18 protein-coding genes are annotated in these 19455 nt (G+C 65.3%); 5 read left to right on the top strand and 13 right to left on the bottom strand.

The genetic code is table 11. The features are described 5' to 3' along the window. Nucleotides 1-136: 136 nt before the first annotated feature. The 7 genes from MF270_RS15960 to MF270_RS15930 form a co-directional block, all read right to left on the bottom strand. Nucleotides 137-1108 (bottom strand): branched-chain amino acid ABC transporter permease, encoded by a 972-nt coding sequence (locus MF270_RS15960; protein ID WP_238366903.1) that lies wholly within the window; start codon nucleotides 1106-1108, stop codon nucleotides 137-139. 20 nt (nucleotides 1109-1128) lie between these two features. After that, nucleotides 1129-2004 carry a branched-chain amino acid ABC transporter permease gene (locus MF270_RS15955; protein WP_238366902.1) on the bottom strand — a complete coding sequence of 292 codons (876 nt, stop codon included), beginning with the start codon at nucleotides 2002-2004 and terminating at the stop codon, nucleotides 1129-1131. A 10-nt stretch (nucleotides 2005-2014) separates the two neighbouring features. Further along, nucleotides 2015-2707 carry an ABC transporter ATP-binding protein gene (locus tag MF270_RS15950; RefSeq protein WP_238366901.1) on the bottom strand — a complete coding sequence of 231 codons (693 nt, stop codon included), beginning with the start codon at nucleotides 2705-2707 and terminating at the stop codon, nucleotides 2015-2017. Continuing rightward, nucleotides 2700-3452 carry an ABC transporter ATP-binding protein gene (locus MF270_RS15945; protein ID WP_238366900.1) on the bottom strand — a complete coding sequence of 251 codons (753 nt, stop codon included), beginning with the start codon at nucleotides 3450-3452 and terminating at the stop codon, nucleotides 2700-2702. The genes MF270_RS15950 and MF270_RS15945 overlap by 8 nt, the downstream gene beginning before the upstream one ends. Nucleotides 3453-3521: 69 nt before the next feature. Then, on the bottom strand, nucleotides 3522-4706 hold the full coding sequence (locus tag MF270_RS15940) for an ABC transporter substrate-binding protein (RefSeq protein ID WP_238366899.1): 1185 nt from the start codon (nucleotides 4704-4706) through the stop codon (nucleotides 3522-3524). A gap of 272 nt (nucleotides 4707-4978) precedes the next feature. Next, nucleotides 4979-6124, bottom strand: a complete 1146-nt coding sequence (locus MF270_RS15935; RefSeq protein WP_238366898.1) for an acyl-CoA dehydrogenase family protein — start codon at nucleotides 6122-6124, stop codon at nucleotides 4979-4981. Beyond that, nucleotides 6121-7230 carry a CaiB/BaiF CoA transferase family protein gene (locus MF270_RS15930; RefSeq protein WP_238366897.1) on the bottom strand — a complete coding sequence of 370 codons (1110 nt, stop codon included), beginning with the start codon at nucleotides 7228-7230 and terminating at the stop codon, nucleotides 6121-6123. Before MF270_RS15930 ends, MF270_RS15935 begins: the two co-directional genes overlap by 4 nt. Nucleotides 7231-7330: 100 nt before the next feature. Here MF270_RS15930 and MF270_RS15925 point away from each other — a divergent pair, with 100 nt between their 5' ends. Further along, a complete protein-coding gene (locus tag MF270_RS15925; protein WP_238366896.1) occupies nucleotides 7331-8890 on the top strand; it encodes a long-chain-fatty-acid--CoA ligase in 1560 nt (519 codons plus the stop codon). 153 nt (nucleotides 8891-9043) lie between these two features. Here MF270_RS15925 and MF270_RS15920 read toward each other — a convergent pair whose 3' ends face one another. Together MF270_RS15920 and MF270_RS15915 are read right to left on the bottom strand one after the other, a co-directional pair. Further along, nucleotides 9044-10687, bottom strand: a complete 1644-nt coding sequence (locus tag MF270_RS15920) for an AMP-binding protein (protein WP_238366895.1) — start codon at nucleotides 10685-10687, stop codon at nucleotides 9044-9046. Nucleotides 10688-10716: 29 nt separating this feature from the next. Next, nucleotides 10717-11124, bottom strand: a complete 408-nt coding sequence (locus MF270_RS15915) for a VOC family protein (RefSeq protein ID WP_238366894.1) — start codon at nucleotides 11122-11124, stop codon at nucleotides 10717-10719. Between the two features lie 100 nt (nucleotides 11125-11224). Here MF270_RS15915 and MF270_RS15910 point away from each other — a divergent pair, with 100 nt between their 5' ends. The 4 genes from MF270_RS15910 to MF270_RS15895 all read left to right on the top strand — a co-directional run bounded on the left by MF270_RS15910 (nucleotide 11225) and on the right by MF270_RS15895 (nucleotide 15241). After that, nucleotides 11225-12013: an SDR family NAD(P)-dependent oxidoreductase gene (locus MF270_RS15910; RefSeq protein ID WP_238366893.1), complete on the top strand. Its 789-nt coding sequence runs from the start codon at nucleotides 11225-11227 to the stop codon at nucleotides 12011-12013. 78 nt (nucleotides 12014-12091) lie between these two features. Then, entirely contained in the window at nucleotides 12092-13729 is a 1638-nt protein-coding gene (locus MF270_RS15905; RefSeq protein ID WP_238366892.1) for an AMP-binding protein, read from the top strand. Further along, nucleotides 13726-14439: a nitroreductase gene (locus MF270_RS15900; protein ID WP_238366891.1), complete on the top strand. Its 714-nt coding sequence runs from the start codon at nucleotides 13726-13728 to the stop codon at nucleotides 14437-14439. The genes MF270_RS15905 and MF270_RS15900 overlap by 4 nt, the downstream gene beginning before the upstream one ends. Next, nucleotides 14432-15241, top strand: a complete 810-nt coding sequence (locus MF270_RS15895) for an SDR family NAD(P)-dependent oxidoreductase (RefSeq protein WP_238366890.1) — start codon at nucleotides 14432-14434, stop codon at nucleotides 15239-15241. Before MF270_RS15900 ends, MF270_RS15895 begins: the two co-directional genes overlap by 8 nt. Before the next feature lie 87 nt (nucleotides 15242-15328). Here the strand turns inward: MF270_RS15895 and MF270_RS15890 are convergent, their stop codons facing one another. Genes MF270_RS15890 through MF270_RS15875 form a run of 4 tightly spaced genes read right to left on the bottom strand, consistent with a single transcriptional unit; the run spans nucleotide 15329 to nucleotide 19454 of the window. Further along, nucleotides 15329-16432 carry an NAD(P)-dependent alcohol dehydrogenase gene (locus MF270_RS15890; RefSeq protein ID WP_238366889.1) on the bottom strand — a complete coding sequence of 368 codons (1104 nt, stop codon included), beginning with the start codon at nucleotides 16430-16432 and terminating at the stop codon, nucleotides 15329-15331. A gap of 7 nt (nucleotides 16433-16439) precedes the next feature. Next, a complete protein-coding gene (locus MF270_RS15885; protein WP_238366888.1) occupies nucleotides 16440-17675 on the bottom strand; it encodes a cytochrome P450 in 1236 nt (411 codons plus the stop codon). A 47-nt stretch (nucleotides 17676-17722) separates the two neighbouring features. Then, nucleotides 17723-19018, bottom strand: coding sequence for a TRAP transporter large permease (locus tag MF270_RS15880; protein WP_238366887.1), 1296 nt, complete (start codon nucleotides 19016-19018; stop codon nucleotides 17723-17725). Between the two features lies 1 nt (nucleotide 19019). Continuing rightward, nucleotides 19020-19454, bottom strand: coding sequence for a TRAP transporter small permease (locus MF270_RS15875; RefSeq protein ID WP_238366886.1), 435 nt, complete (start codon nucleotides 19452-19454; stop codon nucleotides 19020-19022). Nucleotide 19455: the final 1 nt, after the last annotated feature.

Genomic DNA, 19455 nt, shown 5'->3' with positions numbered 1-19455 from the left:
CTCCCATATGTGTGGCCCTTCGCCTGGGGATGCCGCGCTTTCGGCGCGTGCCCTCCAGGGGCCATAACGTGACGCGGGACAGTGCCCGCTTTTCTCCGGCCCCGCCCGCGGTGCGGGCGACGCCGCCTTCCTGGCTTCAGAGACTGGTCTTGAAATACGACTGGAATTCGCCCAGCAGGCCCTTGCGGAACACCAGCACGAAGAAGACGAACACCACGCCTTGCGTGAACATCACCCAGGGCCCGAAGGGCGCGAGGTAATGTTCCAGCGACAGCACGATGATCGATCCGACCGCCGGCCCGAAGATCGTGCCGATCCCGCCGACCAGGGTGATCAGCACGGCCTCGGTCGAGGCGACGGTCGACACGTCGGTGAGCGTCGCGATCTGGAAAATGATCGCCTTGAGGCCCCCGGCGAACCCCGCAAGCGCCGCCGACATGACAAAGGCGCACAGCTTGTAGCGGTCCACGTTGTAGCCCAGCGACTTGGCCCGTGCCGGGTTATTGCGGATCGCCCGCAGGACCTGGCCGAAGGGCGAATGCACCACCCGGTTCGACAGGATGATCGTGCCCAGAAGGATCGTGCCGACCAGCCAGTAGAGGTTCCAGTCGTTGTTCAGATCGACAAGCCCCAGCAAGCTGCCACGCGGCACGCCCTGCACGCCGTCCTCGCCCCCGGTGAAGGGAGATTGCAGGCAGATGAAATAGACCATCTGCGCCAGCGCAAGCGTGATCATCGCGAAGTAGAGCCCGGTGCGCCGGATCGCGACCAGGCCGAAGATCAGCCCGAGCGCGGCGCCCGTCACGGTGCCGGTCAGCAGCGCGGCCTCGAAGCCGAACCCCCAGTTGGCCGCCGAATAGGCGGTCAGATAGGCCCCCATGCCCCAGAAGGCGGCATGGCCAAAGCTCATGAGGCCGGTGTAGCCCAGCAGAAGGTTGTAGGCGACCGCGAAGATGATGAAGCAATAGATCTTCATCAGGAAGATCGGGTAGAGCACGAAGGGCGCGATCACCACGGCAAGGGCCGTGACGACGAAGAGAATGAAGCGCGCGCGCGAGAAGCCCAGAGGGTGCAATGCGGTTTCGGCCATCGGGTGCGAAGGTGTCATCTGTTTCATATCCGCCAATGTCATGCCATTTTCCCGAACAAGCCGCGCGGCCGCGCGATGAGAACGATCACCATGACCACGAAGATCACGGTCGATGAGGCCTCTGCGAAGACCGCCTTTGTAAAGCCTTCCAGCAGCCCCAGCGCGAGGCCGGTCAGGATCGAACCGAAGATCGACCCCATGCCGCCGATCACGACGACCGCGAAGACCACGATCACGATATTGGTGCCCATGGCCGGGTCGACCGACATGATCGGCGCGGCCATGACCCCGCCGATGCCGGCCAGTGCGACGCCAGCGGCATAGGTGAGCGTCAGCATCACCGGCACGTTGATCCCGAAGGCCTGCACCATCTGCGGATTGTCGGTCGCCGCGCGCAGCTTGGCCCCGAGCGGCGTTCGTTCGATCACCAGCCAGACGCTGAGGCACAGGATGATCCCGGCGATAACGACCCAGGCCCGGTAGTAGGGCAGGAACATGAAACCGAGATTGATCGCGCCCCGCAGCGAATCAGGGATGCTGTAGGGCAGGCCCTGCGGCCCGAACACGATGCGGATCAGCCCCTCGATCGCGAAGGCGAGCCCGAGGGTCAGAAGCAGGCCATAGAGGTGATCTAGCTTGTAGAGGCTTCGGATCAGCGTCACTTCGACCACCACGCCCAGCGCGCCGATCATCAGCGGCACCAGGATGAGCGCGGGCCAGTAGCCGATGCCGAAGACCTCGCTCAGCATGTAGGCGGCAAAGGCGCCCAGCATGAAGAACACGCCATGCGCAAAGTTGATGACCCCGAGCAGACCGAAAATGATGGACAGCCCCAGCGACAGGATGGCGTAGAACGCCCCGTTCACGAGGCCAAGGACCATCTGGCCGAGGATGAGATTCAGGTTGAAATCCATGGCGCGCCCCTCACAGTCCCAGAAGTTTGTCGACCTTGGCGATGTTCTTTTCGAACTCGCCGGCCTCGAGCCGGTCCACGATGTGGCCGTTCTCGATCAGGTAGTGGATATCCGCGATGCCCTGCACGAAATGGGCATTCTGCTCGACCAGCAGGATGGTGTAGCCCATCTCCTTGATCTCGGCGAGCGTGCGCGAGATCTGCTGGACGATGACCGGCGCAAGTCCTTCGGTCGGCTCGTCCAGCAGCAGGAATTTGGCACCGGTGCGCAGGATGCGGGCGATCGCGAGCATCTGCTGCTCGCCACCCGACAATTGCGTGCCGCGGCTGCTGCTGCGTTCCTTGATGTTGGGAAACAGCTCGTAGATGTGCTCGACCGACATGCCACCCTGGGCGATGATCGGCGGCAGCATCAGGTTCTCGTGCACCGACAGCGACGGAAAGATTGCCCGATCCTCGGGGCACAGGGCGATGCCCTTGCGCGCCACCTGGTCGGGGCGGAGCTTGAGCAGGTCGGTCCCTTCGTAGGAGAGCCGGCCCCGCACCTTGCCCATCAGACCCATGATGGTGCGCATCGTCGTCGTCTTGCCCGCGCCGTTGCGACCGAGCAGGGACACGACCTTACCGTCCGGCACCTGCATGTTCAGCCCGTGCAGGACGTGGCTTTCGCCGTACCAGGCGTCGAGATCTGCAATATCAAGCATGTGCCGCTCCCAGATAGGCTTCGACCACCAGCGGGTCCTTGGCGACTTCGGCATAGCGGCCGCGCGCGATGACCTGGCCCCGGGCCAGCACGGTGATCCGGTCGCACAGACCCTCGACGACCGACAGGTTGTGTTCGACCATCAGCACGGTCCGGCCCTTGGCCACCTTGCGGATCAGGTCGACCACGCGGCCGATATCTTCGCGCCCCATGCCCGAGGTCGGCTCGTCCAGCAGCAGGACCGAGGGATCGAGGGCCAGCGTGGTCGCGATCTCGAGCGCACGCTTCTTGCCATAGGACAGCTCGGCCGCCCTTTCGCCCGCCACATCGGCCAGCCCGAGATCCTCGAGCAGTTCGAGCGCGCGCGCGTTCAGATCGTCAAGCGTGCGTTCCGAGCGCCAGAAGTCGAGGCTTTGCCCCCGCTTGCGCTGCAACGCGAACCGCACGTTGTTGAGCACGGTGAAGTCCGGAAAGATCGAAGAGATCTGATAGCTGCGCACCAGCCCCCGCCGTGCGATCCGGTCCATCGACATGCCCGAGATGTTCCGACCCTCGAGATGGATCGTGCCTGATGTCAGCGGCAGGTCTCCGGTCAGAAGGTTGAAGCAGGTCGTCTTTCCGGCGCCGTTGGGTCCGATCATGGCGTGGATCTCGCCCTTCTCGATATCCAGGTCGACTGTATCCACCGCCTTGAAGGCGCCGAAACTCTTGGTGATGCCCTTGGCCTGCAGTACGTAATCCGCCACGTCGCTCGCTCCCCTTATGCGAACTCGCCGGGCCGGAACATTCCGGCCCGGCGGGTCAGTCTTGTCACGTTACTTCAGCAGTGCGCAGGTGCTCTCCTCGGCCGGGAGCAGCAGGCTGTCGCCCTCTGCCATGCCGGTCAGTTCGAGGAAGTCCCACTTGCCCGTCATCTCGTCCGAGGACTTGGTACGGTAGGTGTACATCGGGCGCGAGACCCGGCCGTCCGCGCGGATCGAACCGGTGGCCCCGTTGATCAGCGCGATGGGCATTTCGCGCAGCTTGGCGTTGACCGCTTCCGCCTCGTCCGTGCCGGCCGCTTCCACGGCCTTGAGGTAATGCGTGATCATCTCGTAGTGCATCGCGTTCGTGAAGGTCGGCGGGCGGCTGTAGCGCTCTTCGAACCGCTTGGCGAAGGCGCGGGTGGCGTCGTTTTCGTCCCAGTAGAACTGGATCGCGCCGCGCACGCCCTGCAGGTTCTCGATCCCGGCCGAATTGATGTCCTCGATCGACATGAAATAGGGCACCAGCGGCAGGTCGATCCCGAATTCCGCCGCCTGCTTGACGATGGCAATCTGCGCCGGGCCAAAGGTGGCCATGCCGATCGTGTCGGCGCCCTTTGCCGTCGCTTCCAGCAGGAAGGCCGAGAAATCGGTGGCCTGCGGCGAGTGCCGCACCGTACCCACCACGTTGCCGCCAACGGACTTGATGCCGTCGACGCCCTTGGCTTCGAGGTCATGACCGAAAGCATAGTCGATGGTGATGAAGAACCAGTTGCCCAGCCCGTCCTCGACCAGCGGCACGGTGATTGCGCGGGCCAGGCCGTAGGTGTCCATCAGCATCTGCACCTGGTAGGGCTGGCAGCTGTCGTTGGTCATCGCGGTGGACGACGCGCCGGTGATGAACATCGTGTTGTTCTCTGCGGCAAGCGGGCTTACCGCGAGCGCCACGGCAGAGTTGTCGACCGAGAAGATCATGTCGACGTTCTCGACGTCGATCCATTCCCGCGCGATGCCCAGTCCGACGTCGGGCTTGTTCAGCTGATCCGCAACCAGAAGCTCGATCGGCTCACCGTTCACCGTGCCGCCGAAATCCTCGATGGCCATCTCGATCGCGACCTGAGAGCTCTTGCCGGTCAGGGCCGACGAGCCGCCGGACAGGTCCGACAGGTAGCCGATCTTGACCTCGGCCAAGGCCGGCGCGGCCAGACCGATTGCCGTCAAGGCCGAAGCCGCAAGCAGTTTTTTCTTGAATGACATGGTGTCCTCCCCTTGTGGCGATCCCGTTTCGCCATTTCATGTCCGAGGCTTCACTCGGTTCCGCGTGATGGGTGACCCGACCGCCCCTCCCCGAAGCGCATGGCCCTCACGCGAAAGATATGAAGCCTCATTTATAGTACATTAGCGTATTTGTTTGCTTGCGGAAAGGATTTTGTGAGGTAGCGAACCAAATCTGGCGGCTGAGGGCTTCGTAGGTCGATCTGCCCATTCAAAATCCGAAATCGTTAGTGTGTCCGTCGCGGATGCACCGCTCAATAGGGCACGGCGATCCGCCCGATCTTCTGGCGCGCGATGACCTGCTTCATAATGCCGGCCGTACCGTCGCCGATTTCCAGCCCCATCACGTCGCGCATCCGTTGCTGGTGCGGGAGATCGAAGGAATAGCCGTAGTGCCCCGACATCAGAATGCAGTTGTGGATGGCCTCGAAGGCATAGCGCGGCCCCATCCACTTGCACATCGCCGCCTCGGCCGTATGCGGCATCCCGGCCTCGCGCAGCTCGAGCGTATGATAGGCGAGCTGTCGAATGGCCATGATGTGGGATTCGCCCTCGGCCAGCGGAAAGCTCACGCCCTGGAACTGGCCGATGGGCCGGCCGAAGGCCTCCCGTTCCTTGACGTAGCCCCAGGTCTCGTCCAGCGATGCCTGCGCCGCGCCCGCACATTCCAGCGCGATGAGCGCCCGGGAGTAGTCGAACCCATGCATGACCTGCGTAAAGCCCGACCCTTCGGGGCCCAGGCGGCACCATTCGGGCACCACAACGTCGTCGAAGAAGAGCGAGCCGCGCCCGACGACCCGGTGGCCGACGTCCTCGAACTTGAGCCGCTCGATGCCGGGCGTGCCCTCGGGAATGAAGAAGGCCGAAACGCCACGCGCGCCATCCTCGGGGCTGCCGGTCCGGGCGAACACGATGAAGATGTCGGCGCAATCCGCGAAGGTGATCGAGGTCTTTTCGCCCTTCAGGACATAGTCCGACCCTTTCCTTGTCGCCCGCAGCGAGACATGGGCCGCGTCCGATCCGCCGCGCGGCTCGGTCAGGCAGATCGCCATGAGCTTGTCGCCCGAAATCATCTGCGGCACCCATTCGTCGATGATGTCCCGCGTGCCGTGCTGCAACAGGACAGCGGCATTGAGCGAGATGTTCACCGGCAGCGCGGCCATGTTGAAGTCGCCAAGGGCCAGCGCCTCGGCCACCATGCCCGTGGTGATCGAACTTTCGCCAAGCCCGCCGACCTCCTCGGGCAGGTCGGTGCCAAGCAGGCCAAGCGCGCCCATCTCGCGCGCCAGATCCCGCGGCATCGCCTCGTGTTCGCGCCTTTGGTAGCCGGGCAGCAGCACGTCCCGGGCAAACCGCTCTGCCGCGTCCTTGAGTGCCAGCTGGTCCTCGTTGAATATCATGCTGTGTCTCCCAGCCAGTCCGCGATCACTTCCTCCGTCTGCGCCCCGGGCTCGGGCGCTGGGGCGCGATGCCTGCCCGGCGTGCGGCTCAGTCTTGGTGCCGGGTTCGGATAGCGCAGCCCGTCCATCTCTCCAAACGTCGCGCGGGCGGTCATCTGCGGATGCGACCAGGCCTCGTCTATGGACAGGACCGGCGCGAAACAGGCATCCTTGCCCGTCATCGCGGCAACCCATTCGTCCCGGGTGCGGCTGCGGAAGAGCCCGGCGAAGAGGCTGCGCAGCGCGGGCCAGTTGGCGCGGTCGTCGCGGCTGGGGATCTCGTCTTCGCGCAGGCCCAGAACCGCCAGAAGGTTGGCCCAGAACTTCGGCTCCATCGCGCCCAGCGCGACGTACTTGCCGTCCTTTGTCTCGAATGTGCCGAACTGCGGCGCGCCGCCATCGACGATGTTGTCCTGCCGGTTGCCCGACCAGCTGCCCTGCTGTCGGAACGCCTGGAACGCGGACATCAGCTGGGCCACCCCGTCGATCATCGCGCAATCCACGACCTGCCCCTGCCCGCTGTTGCGCGCCTCGTGCAGGGCGGTCAGGATGCCCATGACCAGGAACATGCCCCCGCCGCCCAGATCGGCCACGAGGTTCAGCGGCGGCGGCGGCGGCGCATCTGCCTGCCCGATCGCATGCAGGGCGCCGGTCAGCGCGAGGTAATTGATGTCGTGCCCCGCCTCCTGCGCCATCGGCCCATCCTGGCCCCATCCGGTCATGCGCCCGTAGACAAGCGCCGGATTGGCCGCAAGACAGGCGTCCGGGCCCAGCCCGAGCCGTTCCATCACGCCCGGCCGATAGCCTTCGATCAGCACGTCCGCCTTGCCGATCAGCGCAAGCGCCTGCGCTCGGCCCGCATCGGACTTCAGGTCGATCCCGACGGACCGCTTGTTGCGCATGTAAAAGTCGTACTTGCGCGCCACGTCGGGGGTCCAGCCGCTTTGCTGCGGCCGGTCGATGACCACGACGTCCGCGCCGAAATCGGCCAGCAGGGCGCCGGCGAAAGGGGCGGGGCCCTGCGCCGACATCTCGACGATTCTTACGTCTGAAAGGGGTCCGGCCATGGATTTCCTGTTGATCAGATTGTCGTTCGCTAGTTTACTTTAATCAAGCTAACCTAAATTGAGGCCACGGCACAAGTCCGAATGGCAGGGAGGACGACACATGCAAATCACACAGTTCATGCGGCAGGCCCGCATGGCCAACCCCGCCGGAACCGCGACTGTCTACCAGGACCGGCAGCAGGACTGGACGCGCTTTGCCGACCGGGCGGCGCGGATGGGCACGGCCCTCGCGCGGCTCGGCCTCGACCGCGATGCCTTTGTCGCCGTCCTGTCGATGAACTCGGACCGCTACGTGGAGCTGTTCTTCGCCATACCCTACGCCGGCGGATGCTTTGCGCCGATGAACGTGCGCTGGTCGGCTGCGGAAAACCTCTATGCCCTGAACGATTGCCGGGCGCAGGTGCTGTTCGTCGGCACCGATTTCGTCGACCAGGCCCGCGACCTTGCCGCCCGCTTTGCGCTGAAGGCCGTGATCTACATGGGCGAAGGCGAGACGCCCGAGGGGATGCTGTCCTACGAGGACCTCATTGCCACGACGGAACCGGGCCCGGATGCGGGGCGCGCGGGCGATGACGTCTACGCCGTCTTCTACACCGGAGGGACGACGGGCGATCCCAAGGGCGTCGTCTTTACGCACCAGGCGCTTTGCGAGGCGACCGTTGCCTACCTTGCCATGTTGCCGGATGTCGAGGATCTGAGTTTCGCCTATGTCGGCGGGTTCTTCCATTTCTCTGCCGCGAACCCCGCGCTTTACATCACGCTGGCCGGCGGCACGCATGTGGTCCTGCCCAAGTTCGAGCCGGTGGCGATGATGCGTGCGATCAGCACCCACCGGGTCACCAATGCGGTGATGGTGCCGACGATGATCACGATGATGCTGAACCACGCGGATTTTGCGCAGCACGACCTGTCCTCGCTTCGTACGCTGGTCTATGGCGGCTCTCCCATGCCGCGCGAGCTGATGGAGGAAGCCGCACGCAAACTGCCCGGCTGGCGCTTCTACCAGATTTACGGGATGACCGAGACGGGCGGCTTCGCGACGATGCTGCGCTGGCGCGACCACGTCTTCGACGGCCCCAAGGCGCACCGCATCGGCGCCTGCGGCCAGCCTGCGCCGGGCGTCGAGATCCGCATCGCCGACCCCGAAACCGGGACCGAGCTGCCTGTCGGCGAGACCGGCGAAATCCTGATGAAGTCGGACTATCTCATGGCCGGATACCTCGGCAAGGCTGCGGCGACGGCGGCGGCGTTGAAGGACGGGTGGATGCATTCCGGCGATGCGGGGCACGTGGATGCCGACGGCTATCTCTATGTCGCGGACCGCGTGAAGGACATGATCGTGACCGGCGGCGAGAACGTCTATTCTATCGAGGTCGAGCGTGCGCTCTACGCCCATCCGGCGGTCATGGAATGCGCCGTCATCGGCATCCCGTCCGAGGAATGGGGCGAGGCGGTTCATGCTGTCGTGGTCCTGCGCCCCGGCCATGCGGCGGACCAGGCCGGCCTGATCGCCCATTGCCGCACACGCATCGGCGGCTACAAATGTCCCAAGAGCATTTCGTTCCAGACCGATCCCCTGCCGGTCGGCCCGGCGGGAAAGATCCAGAAGAATGTGCTGCGCGATCCGTTCTGGGACGGCCGCGACCGGAAGATCGGCTGATCATCGCGACGCAGGAGGGTTCGAACGGCCTGCCCCGGCCGCTCGGGCCCCGCGCGTATCGGGCCCCGCGCGTATCGGGCCCCGCGCGTATCGGGCCCCGCGCGTACCGGGATCAGCCGGGACCATGCGCGGCCGGGCCGGCAGGGCGCGCGATCAGCACACCCCCTGCGTGAGGTACTGCCTGTAGGTATCACGCAGCAGGTTCTTGCGGATCTTGCCGTTCGCGTTCACCTCGACCCGGTCGACGAAGACCACCGCTTCCGGCAGCCACCACTTCGCCATCTTCGGACGCATGATGTCGAGGATCTCCCGCTCGGTCACCGTCGCGCCGGGTTTGGGCACGACCACCAGCAACGGCCGTTCCTGGAACTTGTCGTGATCGACCGCAATCGCGGCGACCTGCGCCACACCCGGGTGCGACAGCGCGGCGTTCTCGAGGTCGATCGAGGCAATCCACTCGCCGCCGGACTTGATCAGGTCCTTGGCCCGATCGACGATCTTCATGTAGCCCTTGGGATCGATCGTCGCGATGTCGCCGGTGATCAGCCACCCGTCCGCATCCGTGGCCGAGCCGTCCGGCTTGTTGAGATAGCTCTTGGTCGACCACAGCGCCTTGACCCGCAGGTGGCCCTGCGACTTGCCGTCATGCGGCACCGGCTGCCCGTCGTCATCGACCAGCCTGAAGGTCATCCCCGGCGTCTGGCGCCCGTCGGTCGTCTTGTATTTCAGCTTCCCGGCCAGCGGCAGCGCGGCCTCGCTGCCCGACAACTTGCCGGTCGAGCCGAACATGATCTCGGTCATGCCCCAGTTGTGCGCCGTTTCGATCCCGAACTCGGTCTCGAGACGTTCGATGATATGCGCCGGCATCCCCGTGGAGGCGGTGATGAGGCTTTCGAGCTTGCCGAAATCGCCGCCCGTCGCGTCGACGTGCTGCAGCAGCCCCATCATCACCGACGACGCGGTGGCGAGGTTGGTCACATCCTCGGCCCGCATCAGGTGCAGGACCGAATCGGACGTCATGTCACGCCCGGACAGCACGAGGTTGGCCCCGGCGTAGAAGGCCCCGAACGGGTAGTTCCAGGCCGAGGAATGGAACATCGGGGCCAGCGGCATCATCACCAGCGGGTTCGCCGCCGGCACCGGCAGCCAGGCGACCGAGCACAGGGTCATGGTCTGCAGGAAACAGTCGCGGTGCGCATAGACCACGCCCTTGGGCAGGCCCGTCGTGCCGGAGGTATAGCAGATCGTGGCCGCCGTCCGTTCGTCGAACTCGGGCCAGTCGAACGCCGGGGCCTCGCCGGCGATCATGTCCTCGTAACAGGTCAGGTCAAGTGTCGCGCTTTCAGGCATGTCGGCCCGGTCGGCAAGGACCACGAATTCCCGGATCCGGGTCAGGTCGGCCGCGATCTCTTCGACACGGGGCAGCATGTCCGCGTCGAAGAACAGGATCTCTCCGCCTCCGTCGTTGATGACAAAGTTCATCTGGTCGGCGGCCAGCCGCGGGTTGGTGGTATGGATCGCCGCGCCGATGCCCGTCAGGCCATGGAACAGCTCGAGGTGGCGCTGGGTGTTCCACGCGATCGTGGTGCCGCGACTGCCCAGCGTCAGGCCGCGCGCCGTCAGCGCGTTGGCCAATTGCTTGGAGCGGGCGTTCACCTCGGCGAAGGTCGCGCGTTTCACCGTTCCGTCAAGGTCGCGCCAGATCACCTTGCACCCGGAATTCGCAACCGCGCCGTGTTCGTTGATGATCGACAGCAGAAGCGGCCGCATCAGGGACTGCCCGAACAATGGTTCCATGTATCCTCCCCCTCGTGGTCTTGCCGCCCTCAGGCAGCGCCGGTGACAAAGGCCCGGACCGCGCCCTTGGGACACAGCTCGATGATCGTATTCATCCCGCCGCCCTTCGTCACCCAGCCGCGCCGTAGCGGAAGGTTCTCGGTCGGCGGCTGGTCGTGGACCTTGATACCGGCCGAGCCGTAGCGCGCGATCTCGGCGTCCAGATCCTCGACCTCCAGCGCCACCACGACGTCGCCCTGGCCCATCTCGGTCTTGCCGGTCGTCGAGACGAGTTCGATGATCTCGCCCCCCTGGTCCGTGAAGAAGGCCAGCTTCAGCTTCAGTTCCGGCACCTCGCGGATGATCGGATCCTTGGTGCCGATCACCGTTCGGTAGAACGCGATCGCGGCATCCAGATCGTCCACGAAGATCCCGATGTGATCCAGCTTGTTCGCCATGTCCCCGGCTCCCTCGATAATTAGATTGCTAGCGTACTTTACAGCACCGTACTTAACTTGCAATAATACATCGCAACGGAATGGTGTTTGGAGGAGAGCCATGAAACGACTCGAGGGACGGCCGGCCATCGTGACCGGCGCCGGAAGCGGCATCGGGCGCGCCTCGGCGATCCGGTTGGCATCCGAGGGCGCCAGGGTTCTGCTTGTCGGTCGGACCGAAGCCACCCTGGCCGAGACCCGCGACATCATCACGGCCGCGGGCGATGTGGCCGAGCTTTTCGTGGCCGATGCCGCAGACGAGACGCAGATGCGGGCCGCCGTGGACAGATGCATCGCCTTGTATGGCGGCCTGAAGATCTTTTTCGCCAATGCCGGCAACACCGACAGCGTGAAACCCTTTCTCGAGCAGACCGTCGAGGCCTGGGAAGGCATGTACCGCGACAACGTCATCACCGCCTTCATCGCCTGCAAGCTCGCGGGCGGCCACATGATCGAGAACGGTGGCGGCTCAATCATCCTGAATTCGTCCACCGGCTCGCTCCGGGCGCGCGGCGGAACCGAGGCTTACGGGGCCGCTAAAGCTGCGGTGAACAACCTCACCCAGACCGCGGCCTGCGCCTTTGCCGGGCGCAACACGCGCGTCAATGCGATCCTGCCCGGCCTGACCGAGACCGGTCTCACGAAACCGATGTTCGACTGGGCCCGGGACAAGGGCAAGGAAGGCCGGATGGGCAAGCTCACGCCGATGCAACGCCCCGGCTACGTCGCGGACATGGCGGGCGTGGTCGCATTCCTGGCCAGCGACGATTCGGCCTATGTCGACGGCCAGCTCTTGCCGGTCGACGGGGGAATTTCCTGCACGCACCCTGCGGGACGGTTCGTATACTGACGGGCGGGGGACCGCGTCGGGGCAGAAATCAGGCCGCGCGGGTGACTGCGCACAACATGATCCACGGGAGGATACAACATGAGCGAGTCGAAATTCGACCGGGCCGCACACGCTGAACGGATGCGCAAGGAGGGGTGGTGGCAGGATCTGACCGCCGACGACCTGCTGGACCGGGCCATCGCGGCGGACCCGGACAAGACGGCCATCGTGGCCTATCGCGCGGATGCCGGATATGAGGCACCCGTGGCGACGCTGAGCTACAGCCAGCTGGGAGAGGCCGTGTCGAAGGCCGCCGGCGCCTTTTCCGCACTTGGCATCGGCAAGGGCGACGTGGTCGGGATCATGCTGCCCAACTGGGTGGAATTCGTGATCTCCGCCTTGGCGCTGACGCGGATCGGGGCGGTGCCGAACCCGTTGATGCACATCTTCCGGGAACGCGAGCTGCGTTTCATGTGCGCCTTCGCGGAAACCAAGGCGATGATCGTGCCCAAGACATTCCGGGGCCACGATTTCGAGGCGATGATGGACGGGCTGAGGTCCGACCTGCCCGATCTGGCCCATGTCATCGTGGTGGGCGGCGACGGTGCGAATTCCTACGACGCCCTGATCGCCGGGTCCGATGCCGCGCCGCTTGGTCCCAAGGACGTGGAGCGGATCGATCCCGGCGCGATGAGCGTGCTCATGTACACCTCGGGCACCACCGGAGAGCCCAAGGGCGTCATGCATTGCCAGAACACGATGATCGCCTGCGTCAAGTCGCTGGGCGAACGGTTCGGGTTGCGCGCGGAGGACGTCCAGATCGGCTCGACCCCGTTCGGGCACATGACCGGCTACACCGCCGTCATGTACCAGACGCTGTACTACGGCGGGACGATGGTGCTCATGGACATCTGGCTTCCGGATGGCGCCGTTCCGATCATGACGCGCGAAGGCGTGACGCACATGGCGGCCGCCACCCCCTTCCTCGCGGATATCTGCCGCAAGGTCGAAGAAGGCCAGCCGGCGCCGAAACTGCGCACCTTCCTGTGCGGCGGCGCCCAGATTCCGCCGATCGTGGTAGAACGCGCGCGCGATCTTCTCGATCTCAACGTGTCCTCGCTATGGGGGATGACCGAGTCGCTGGCGGGCACGTTGACCGAACCCGAGCGCGCGGCCGAAAAGTCGGCCTCGACCGACGGGCGCGCCGTCGACGGGGTCGAGTTGCTGATCGCCGACGAAGAGCTGAACCCGATGCCCACGGGCGAAACGGGGCGGCTTTACTTCCGCGGGTCGCAGCAGTTCCTGGGCTATTACAAGAAGCCGGGGCTCGGCGGGCGCAGCGCCGAGGGCTGGTTCGACACCGGCGACCTCGCCTACATGGATGCCGAAGGCTACATCCGCATCGACGGGCGGTCCAAGGATATCATCATCCGCGGCGGCGAGAACGTGCCCGTCTTCGAGATCGAGAGCATCCTTTATCGCCATCCCCGCGTGGCGGACGTGGCCATCGTCGGCTACCCCGATGCCCGCATGGGCGAGCGCGGCTGCGCCTTCATCGCGGTGAACGACGGCGGCGCCTTCGGCATGGACGAGCTGACCGAATGGATGGCCAAGAGCGGCGCGGCCAAGCAGTACTGGCCCGAAGCGGTCGAGGTGATCGAGACCATGCCGCGGACCGCCTCGGGCAAGATCCAGAAATTCGTCCTGAAGGACCAGGCGGCAAAGTACTCCTCATGACCGGCGCCGAGATGGAGACGCAGATGTTCGAAGGCAAAGACAACACGATGACAGTGGACGAGGCGTTGCGCACGCGGCGCTCGGTCCGGGGCTATACCGACCAGCAGGTGCCCGAGGCGACGATGCGCGAGATCTTCGAGGTCGCGCAGACGACCCCGTCGAACTGCAACATCCAGCCGTGGATACCGCATGTCGTCTCGGGCGCGGCGCTGGAACGTCTTGGCCAGCGGATGGTCGAGGCCGCAAAGCAGGGCGTGCCCCCCGACCCCGATTTCTTTGCCGCGCGCAAGTTCACCGGCACCTACCGCGACCGGCAGATCGACGCTGCGGTGCAGCTCTACGGGGCGATGGGGATCGACCGGAACGACCGACCGCGGCGCGATTGGGCCTACCGGCGCAACCTCGAGTTTTTCGGCGCGCCCCATGCCGTGTTCATCTTCATGCACAGCGATTTCGAGGCCCGCGAGGCGGTCGACCTGGGCATGTACGCCCAGTCGTTGATGCTGGCCATGACGGCGCGCGGCATCGCCTCCTGCGCGCAGGGGGCGCTTGGCCTGTATTGCGGCATCACCCGCGAGGAACTTGGCCTGGACGACAGCCACCGGCTGATCTTTGGCATCTCGTTCGGTTACGAGGACACGACCTACCATGCCAACCAGGCCCGCGTCGGACGCGCCACCCTTGGCGAATCGGTGGTGTTCCATGACTGAGCCGCTGCTGGGAAAGACCGCCATCGTGACCGGGGCGGCGCGCGGGATCGGACGCGCCTATGCGCTGCGGCTCGCGCGGCTAGGCGCGGACGTGGTGGTGTCGGATCTCAACCTGGCGGGCGCCGCGAAGATCGGCGAGACCCTGACCGCAGACACCGTCATGGCCGAGATCGAGGCGCTGGGGCGCCGCGCCATCGGGGTCGAGGGCAACCTGATCGACCGCGCCGCGGCCGAGGACCTGGCCCGCCGGTCGCTCGAGGCCTTCGGGCGGATCGACGTGCTGGTGAACAATGCCGGCGTCGCGGTGGCCCGCAACAGCGGCACCCATGCCAGCGACACGACGCCGGAGGCCTTTGACTACCTGATCGACGCCAACCTCAAGACCGCGCATAATTGCTGCGCGGCGGTGGTGCCCGCGATGAAGACGCAGGGCAGCGGCGCCATCGTGAACGTCTCGTCCCAGACCGGCGTCGCCCTGCTCGACGACGGGAACCTCGCCATCTATGGCGCGGCAAAGGCGGGGGTGGCCTACCTGACCCGAACCCTCGCAGCCGAGCTTGGCCCGCATGGCATCCGCGTCAACGCCATCGCGCCGGGCATCGTGATGACCGAACGGCTACGGCAGCTTGACGCCTCGATGGGGGTCGGCACAGATGCGCAGCTGGAAGCGATCGCCCTGCGCCGCTTTGCCACCACCGACGACATGGCCAACGTGATGGAGTTCCTCACGACCGACCTGTCGTCCTACGTGACCGGGCAGGTCATCTCGGCCTGCGGCGGCGTGGTCCTGCACCCGAACTGATCGGCCGGCAAACCGGCCTGTTCCGGTGGCCTTCCCGTGCTGCGCAAGGGGAAGGCCACCGCGTCGCGACGGCGGCGGCGAGTGGTGTCACGGCTTGAGGCAAGCCTTGACGCAAACGCCTGTCTCCTGGTCATGCACGGCATCGTTGATGGCCGACAGCGGGTAGACCCTGGTGAACCGGTCGATGGGCAACCGCCCTGCAAGGTGATGGGCGACCAGCTCGGGGATGAACGCATCCGGATCGCTGTCGCCTTCGACGATACCGCGATAGGTGAACCCGCCGCCCATCACCTGCCGCAGGCTGCCCGGCAGCGCCGCGTCGGCCTGCGCCATCGGCGGCACGCCCAGGAACCCGAAGGTCCCGCGCGAGCGCAGGTAATCCGGCGCATGGGCAAAGGCCCCCGGAACCCCGGAGGTGTCGAGGACATAATCGACGCCAAGCGGCATGAGCGCGCGGACCTGACCCTCCTCGCCGATGGCCAGCGCATGGGTCGCGCCCAACTCCCTGGCCAGGTCGCGGCGCACGGCATGGGGTTCGATCACGATGATCGGTCCGCAGCCCTGAAGCCTTGCACCGATGACCGCGGCAAGGCCCACCGATCCGCCACCGATGATGACGATGGAACTGCCGGCCTCGCATGACAACGAGCGCATGACCGCCCCTGCCCCGGTCTGAATCCCGCACCCCAGCGCGCCCGCCAGGTCCAGCGGCATCGCCTTGTCGATCCGGACCGTGTTGCGTTCATTGGCGATCGCATGGGTCGCAAAGGAGGATTGCCCGAAGAAGTTCGCATGGATCGGCGCACCGGCATCGGTCACCAGCGCGTCGCCGTCTGGGCGCCTGCCCGCGTAATTGTAGGCATTCCTGTCCACGCAATAGGACGGCTCAAGCGCGGCGCAGCGCGGGCACTGGCCGCAGGAATTGAAGGTCAACACGACATGGTCGCCGGGCGTCACCTTGGTGACCCCGGCCCCGACCCTTTCGACCACCCCTGCCCCCTCGTGCCCGAAGAGCGCCGGGAAGGCGGCCCGCATGCCGCCGTCGCGGGCCACGAGGTCGGTATGGCACAGCCCGACCCCCGCGATGCGGACGAGGATCTCGTCCGGTCGCGGATCGTCGAGCGTGACGTCGCGCAGGTCGAACGGCGCGCCCTCGGCCGGCGTCACGGCGGCCCGGATGGTCAGCGGCATGGCAGGGTCACTCCCACTCCACATGGACCGGCAGATGCTTGAGCCCGCCGACGAAGTTGGTCTGCGTCCAGCGCGGCGTGCCGGTCAGCTCGAACCGCTTGACCAGCGGCATCAGCTTGCGGAAGAATATCTGCAGTTCCATCCGGGCCAGCGACATGCCCAGGCAGATATGCGGCCCGAACCCGAACCCCATGTGGCGGTTGGGCTTGCGGTCGATCCGGAAGGTGAACGGGTCTTCGAAGATCTCTTCGTCCCGGTTGCCCGAGGGATAGGCCAGCATTAGGCTGTCGCCCGCCTTGATGGTCTTGCCGCGCAGCTCGTAATCGACCGCCGCGGTGCGCATGAAGTGCTTGACCGGCGACACCCAGCGGATCATCTCTTCGACCGCCAGCTTGGTCAGTTCGGGATCGGCCTTGAGCTTGTCCCATTCCGACGGGTTCTGCATCATGGCCAGAACGCCGCCGGCGCTGGTCGATCCGGTGGTGTCGTGCCCCGCCCCCGCCAGCGCGACGTAGTACATCTTGACGATGCCATCGTCGATATAGGCGCCGTCGATCTTCGTGTTCGCGATGATCGAGGCCACGTCGTCCGAGGGGTTCCTGCGCCGCTCTGCCGCGATGGGCTCGAAATAGGCAAAGTATTCCTGCGTCGCCTTGATGATGTCCATGCCGCCCGACATCTCGGGATCGTTGCCGGCAAAATAGCCGTTGGTGGCGGCGCGCAGGCGCGGCTCGTCCGCGAAATCGCAGCCGAGGATCAGCATGATGACCCGCAGCGGATAGGGCGAGGCGACGTCATGGTAGAAGTCCATGTCCGAACCGAGGGCCCGGAACTCCTTCATCGAGCGTTCGGCCAGCGCATCGACATCCGGCCGGATACGTTCAAGCGCGTTCGGCATGAACCATTCGTTGGCAATGCCCCGGAAGATCCGGTGATCGGGTTGATCCATCTGCGAGATCGCCCGGCCGAAATGGGCCTTGCCGCCCGTCGCCTCGGCCATCTTCCTCTCGAATTCGATCGGGAACAGCTTGGAGCGGGGCTGGGCCAGGAACTTGTCCTGCTGGCGCTCGATTTCCATGATGTCATTGTACTTGGTGATGGTCCAGAACGGACGGTAGCCGGCCGGTTCGGTCCAATGGACCGGGTCGCCGTCGCGCAGATCCGTGTACATCTGGTGCTGACGTTCGAGATCGGCGTATGTCCCGTGATCGGGGATCAGGTCGTCGATGGATTGATCAAGCATTTCAGGTTCTCCCTAAGGTGCGATGACGGCTCTTTCCGACCGTTTGGTTAGAACAGGATCCCCGGCAGCCAGAGCGACAGCGCGGGGATGAAGGCGATGATGAGAACGCGGATCACGTCGAGCACGATGAACGGAACGATGCCGCGAATGATGGTGCCAAGCCGGATGTTTCCGGCCGCCGCCTGGATGATGAACAGGTTGAGCCCGATGGGCGGCGTGATGAGGCCAAGTTCGGTCACGAGGACCAGCAGGATGCCGAACCATACCGGGTCGTAGCCAAGCGCCATGACCACGGGAAAGAACAACGGGATCGTCAGCAGAACCAGCGCCACGCTTTCCAGCACGCAGCCCAGCACGATGTAGATCCCAATGATGATCAGGATCACGCCCCAGCCCGGGATGGACGACCCGGTGATCGCACTGATCAGGGTGGTGTGAATGCCCGACTGGTTCAGGAACTCGGTATAGACCGCCGCGCCCAGTATGATGGCAAAGATCGTGGCCGACAGGATCCCGCTTTCCCACAGGACAAGCCTGAACTTGCGCCAGCCGAAGCCCTTGCGCGCAGCGGCAAGGACCAGCGCCCCGGCGGCGCCGATGCCCGACGCCTCGGTCGAGGTCATGAAGCCGCCGTAGATGCCCCCCATGACCAGGACGAACAACGCAAGGACGGGCCAGATCCTGAACAGTCCCCTGAGGCGCGTCCCGATATCCGGGCGATCGGTGATGTCGGGCGCGGATCCGGGGGTACGCCAGGTGACCCAGCGGATCGCGACGATATACCCCGCGACGCCGATGAGCCCCGGAATGATGCCGGCGGCAAAGAGCTTGCCGATGTGGGTCTGGGTGAAGATGCCATAGGTCAGCAGAAGGATCGACGGCGGGATCAGGATTCCAAGCGTGCCGCCCGCCGCCACGGTCGCGGCCGACAATCCGTCGTCGTAGCCGCGTCTGCGCATCGAGGGCAGCGCGACGCGGGACATGGTCGCGGCCGTCGCCGCGGAGGAGCCGCAGATCGCGCCGAACCCCGCGCAGGCCGACACGGTGGCGACGGCAAGCCCTCCCTTGAACCGGGCAAGCCAGAGCTCCGCGGCGCCGAACAGGTCTTCGGCGATGCCCGACCGCGCGACGATGTTGCCCATGAGAACGAACAGGGGAATCGCCGACAGGGTGTAGGAAAAGCTGAAGTCCCAGACGGTGATCGAGACCATGCCCAGCATCGGCTTCAGCCCGACGAGGGCCCAGTAACCTGCAACCCCGGTGGCCATGAGGGCGACCGCGATCGGAACCCGTATCGCGATCATGGCAAAGAGCGCGACGAATGACAAAAGCGCGGCGGCCATGTCAGACCTCGCTGTCCGGAAGGTCTGTGGTGACCCATCGCCCCGGAATCAGAAAGGCGATCGCCGACAGGCCGAACAGCACCCCGAGCGCCAGCGCGAAGATCCACAGCGGCAGGCGCATGATCATGGTGTTCTCGCCCCAGCTTTTCAGATCGCCGCCATGCTTGAACAGCACATAGGACACCAGCGCGAACATCGCCGCCGACAGGACCGCCCCGAAAAGGCCGATGATCCGCTCTGCCGCGCCATTGACCGGCAGGATAGCGACCGTGATGTGCCGCCCGTGAAGGGCGAGCAGGGGAAAGCCCAGCACGACGGACAAGGCGACAAGGATTTCTACGATCTCGCCGGCCCAGATCAAGGGGTGATCGAACAGGTTTCGCCCGATCACGTCGCAGGTGACGACGCCCATCAGCGCGACGAGGGCGATGGACATC

Source organism: Mesobacterium pallidum, from assembly GCF_019966535.1.
Taxonomy (GTDB): Bacteria; Pseudomonadota; Alphaproteobacteria; order Rhodobacterales; family Rhodobacteraceae; genus Mesobacterium; species Mesobacterium pallidum.
Note: the sequence above shows the minus strand (reverse complement) of the source record. Positions and strands in the feature narration are given on the sequence as shown.

What these genes read in the sequence shown, in the direction of transcription:
- MF270_RS15960 (WP_238366903.1), bottom strand. Translation starts at nt 1,108, where the DNA reads ATGACACCTTCGCACCCGATGGCCGAAACCGCATTGCACCCTCTGGGC.
- MF270_RS15955 (WP_238366902.1), bottom strand. Translation starts at nt 2,004, where the DNA reads ATGGATTTCAACCTGAATCTCATCCTCGGCCAGATGGTCCTTGGCCTC.
- MF270_RS15950 (WP_238366901.1), bottom strand. Translation starts at nt 2,707, where the DNA reads ATGCTTGATATTGCAGATCTCGACGCCTGGTACGGCGAAAGCCACGTC.
- MF270_RS15940 (WP_238366899.1), bottom strand. Translation starts at nt 4,706, where the DNA reads ATGTCATTCAAGAAAAAACTGCTTGCGGCTTCGGCCTTGACGGCAATC.
- MF270_RS15935 (WP_238366898.1), bottom strand. Translation starts at nt 6,124, where the DNA reads ATGATATTCAACGAGGACCAGCTGGCACTCAAGGACGCGGCAGAGCGG.
- MF270_RS15930 (WP_238366897.1), bottom strand. Translation starts at nt 7,230, where the DNA reads ATGGCCGGACCCCTTTCAGACGTAAGAATCGTCGAGATGTCGGCGCAG.
- MF270_RS15925 (WP_238366896.1), top strand. Translation starts at nt 7,331, where the DNA reads ATGCAAATCACACAGTTCATGCGGCAGGCCCGCATGGCCAACCCCGCC.
- MF270_RS15920 (WP_238366895.1), bottom strand. Translation starts at nt 10,687, where the DNA reads ATGGAACCATTGTTCGGGCAGTCCCTGATGCGGCCGCTTCTGCTGTCG.
- MF270_RS15915 (WP_238366894.1), bottom strand. Translation starts at nt 11,124, where the DNA reads ATGGCGAACAAGCTGGATCACATCGGGATCTTCGTGGACGATCTGGAT.
- MF270_RS15910 (WP_238366893.1), top strand. Translation starts at nt 11,225, where the DNA reads ATGAAACGACTCGAGGGACGGCCGGCCATCGTGACCGGCGCCGGAAGC.
- MF270_RS15905 (WP_238366892.1), top strand. Translation starts at nt 12,092, where the DNA reads ATGAGCGAGTCGAAATTCGACCGGGCCGCACACGCTGAACGGATGCGC.
- MF270_RS15900 (WP_238366891.1), top strand. Translation starts at nt 13,726, where the DNA reads ATGACCGGCGCCGAGATGGAGACGCAGATGTTCGAAGGCAAAGACAAC.
- MF270_RS15895 (WP_238366890.1), top strand. Translation starts at nt 14,432, where the DNA reads ATGACTGAGCCGCTGCTGGGAAAGACCGCCATCGTGACCGGGGCGGCG.
- MF270_RS15890 (WP_238366889.1), bottom strand. Translation starts at nt 16,432, where the DNA reads ATGCCGCTGACCATCCGGGCCGCCGTGACGCCGGCCGAGGGCGCGCCG.
- MF270_RS15885 (WP_238366888.1), bottom strand. Translation starts at nt 17,675, where the DNA reads ATGCTTGATCAATCCATCGACGACCTGATCCCCGATCACGGGACATAC.
- MF270_RS15880 (WP_238366887.1), bottom strand. Translation starts at nt 19,018, where the DNA reads ATGGCCGCCGCGCTTTTGTCATTCGTCGCGCTCTTTGCCATGATCGCG.
- MF270_RS15875 (WP_238366886.1), bottom strand. Translation starts at nt 19,454, where the DNA reads ATGTCCATCGCCCTCGTCGCGCTGATGGGCGTCGTCACCTGCGACGTG.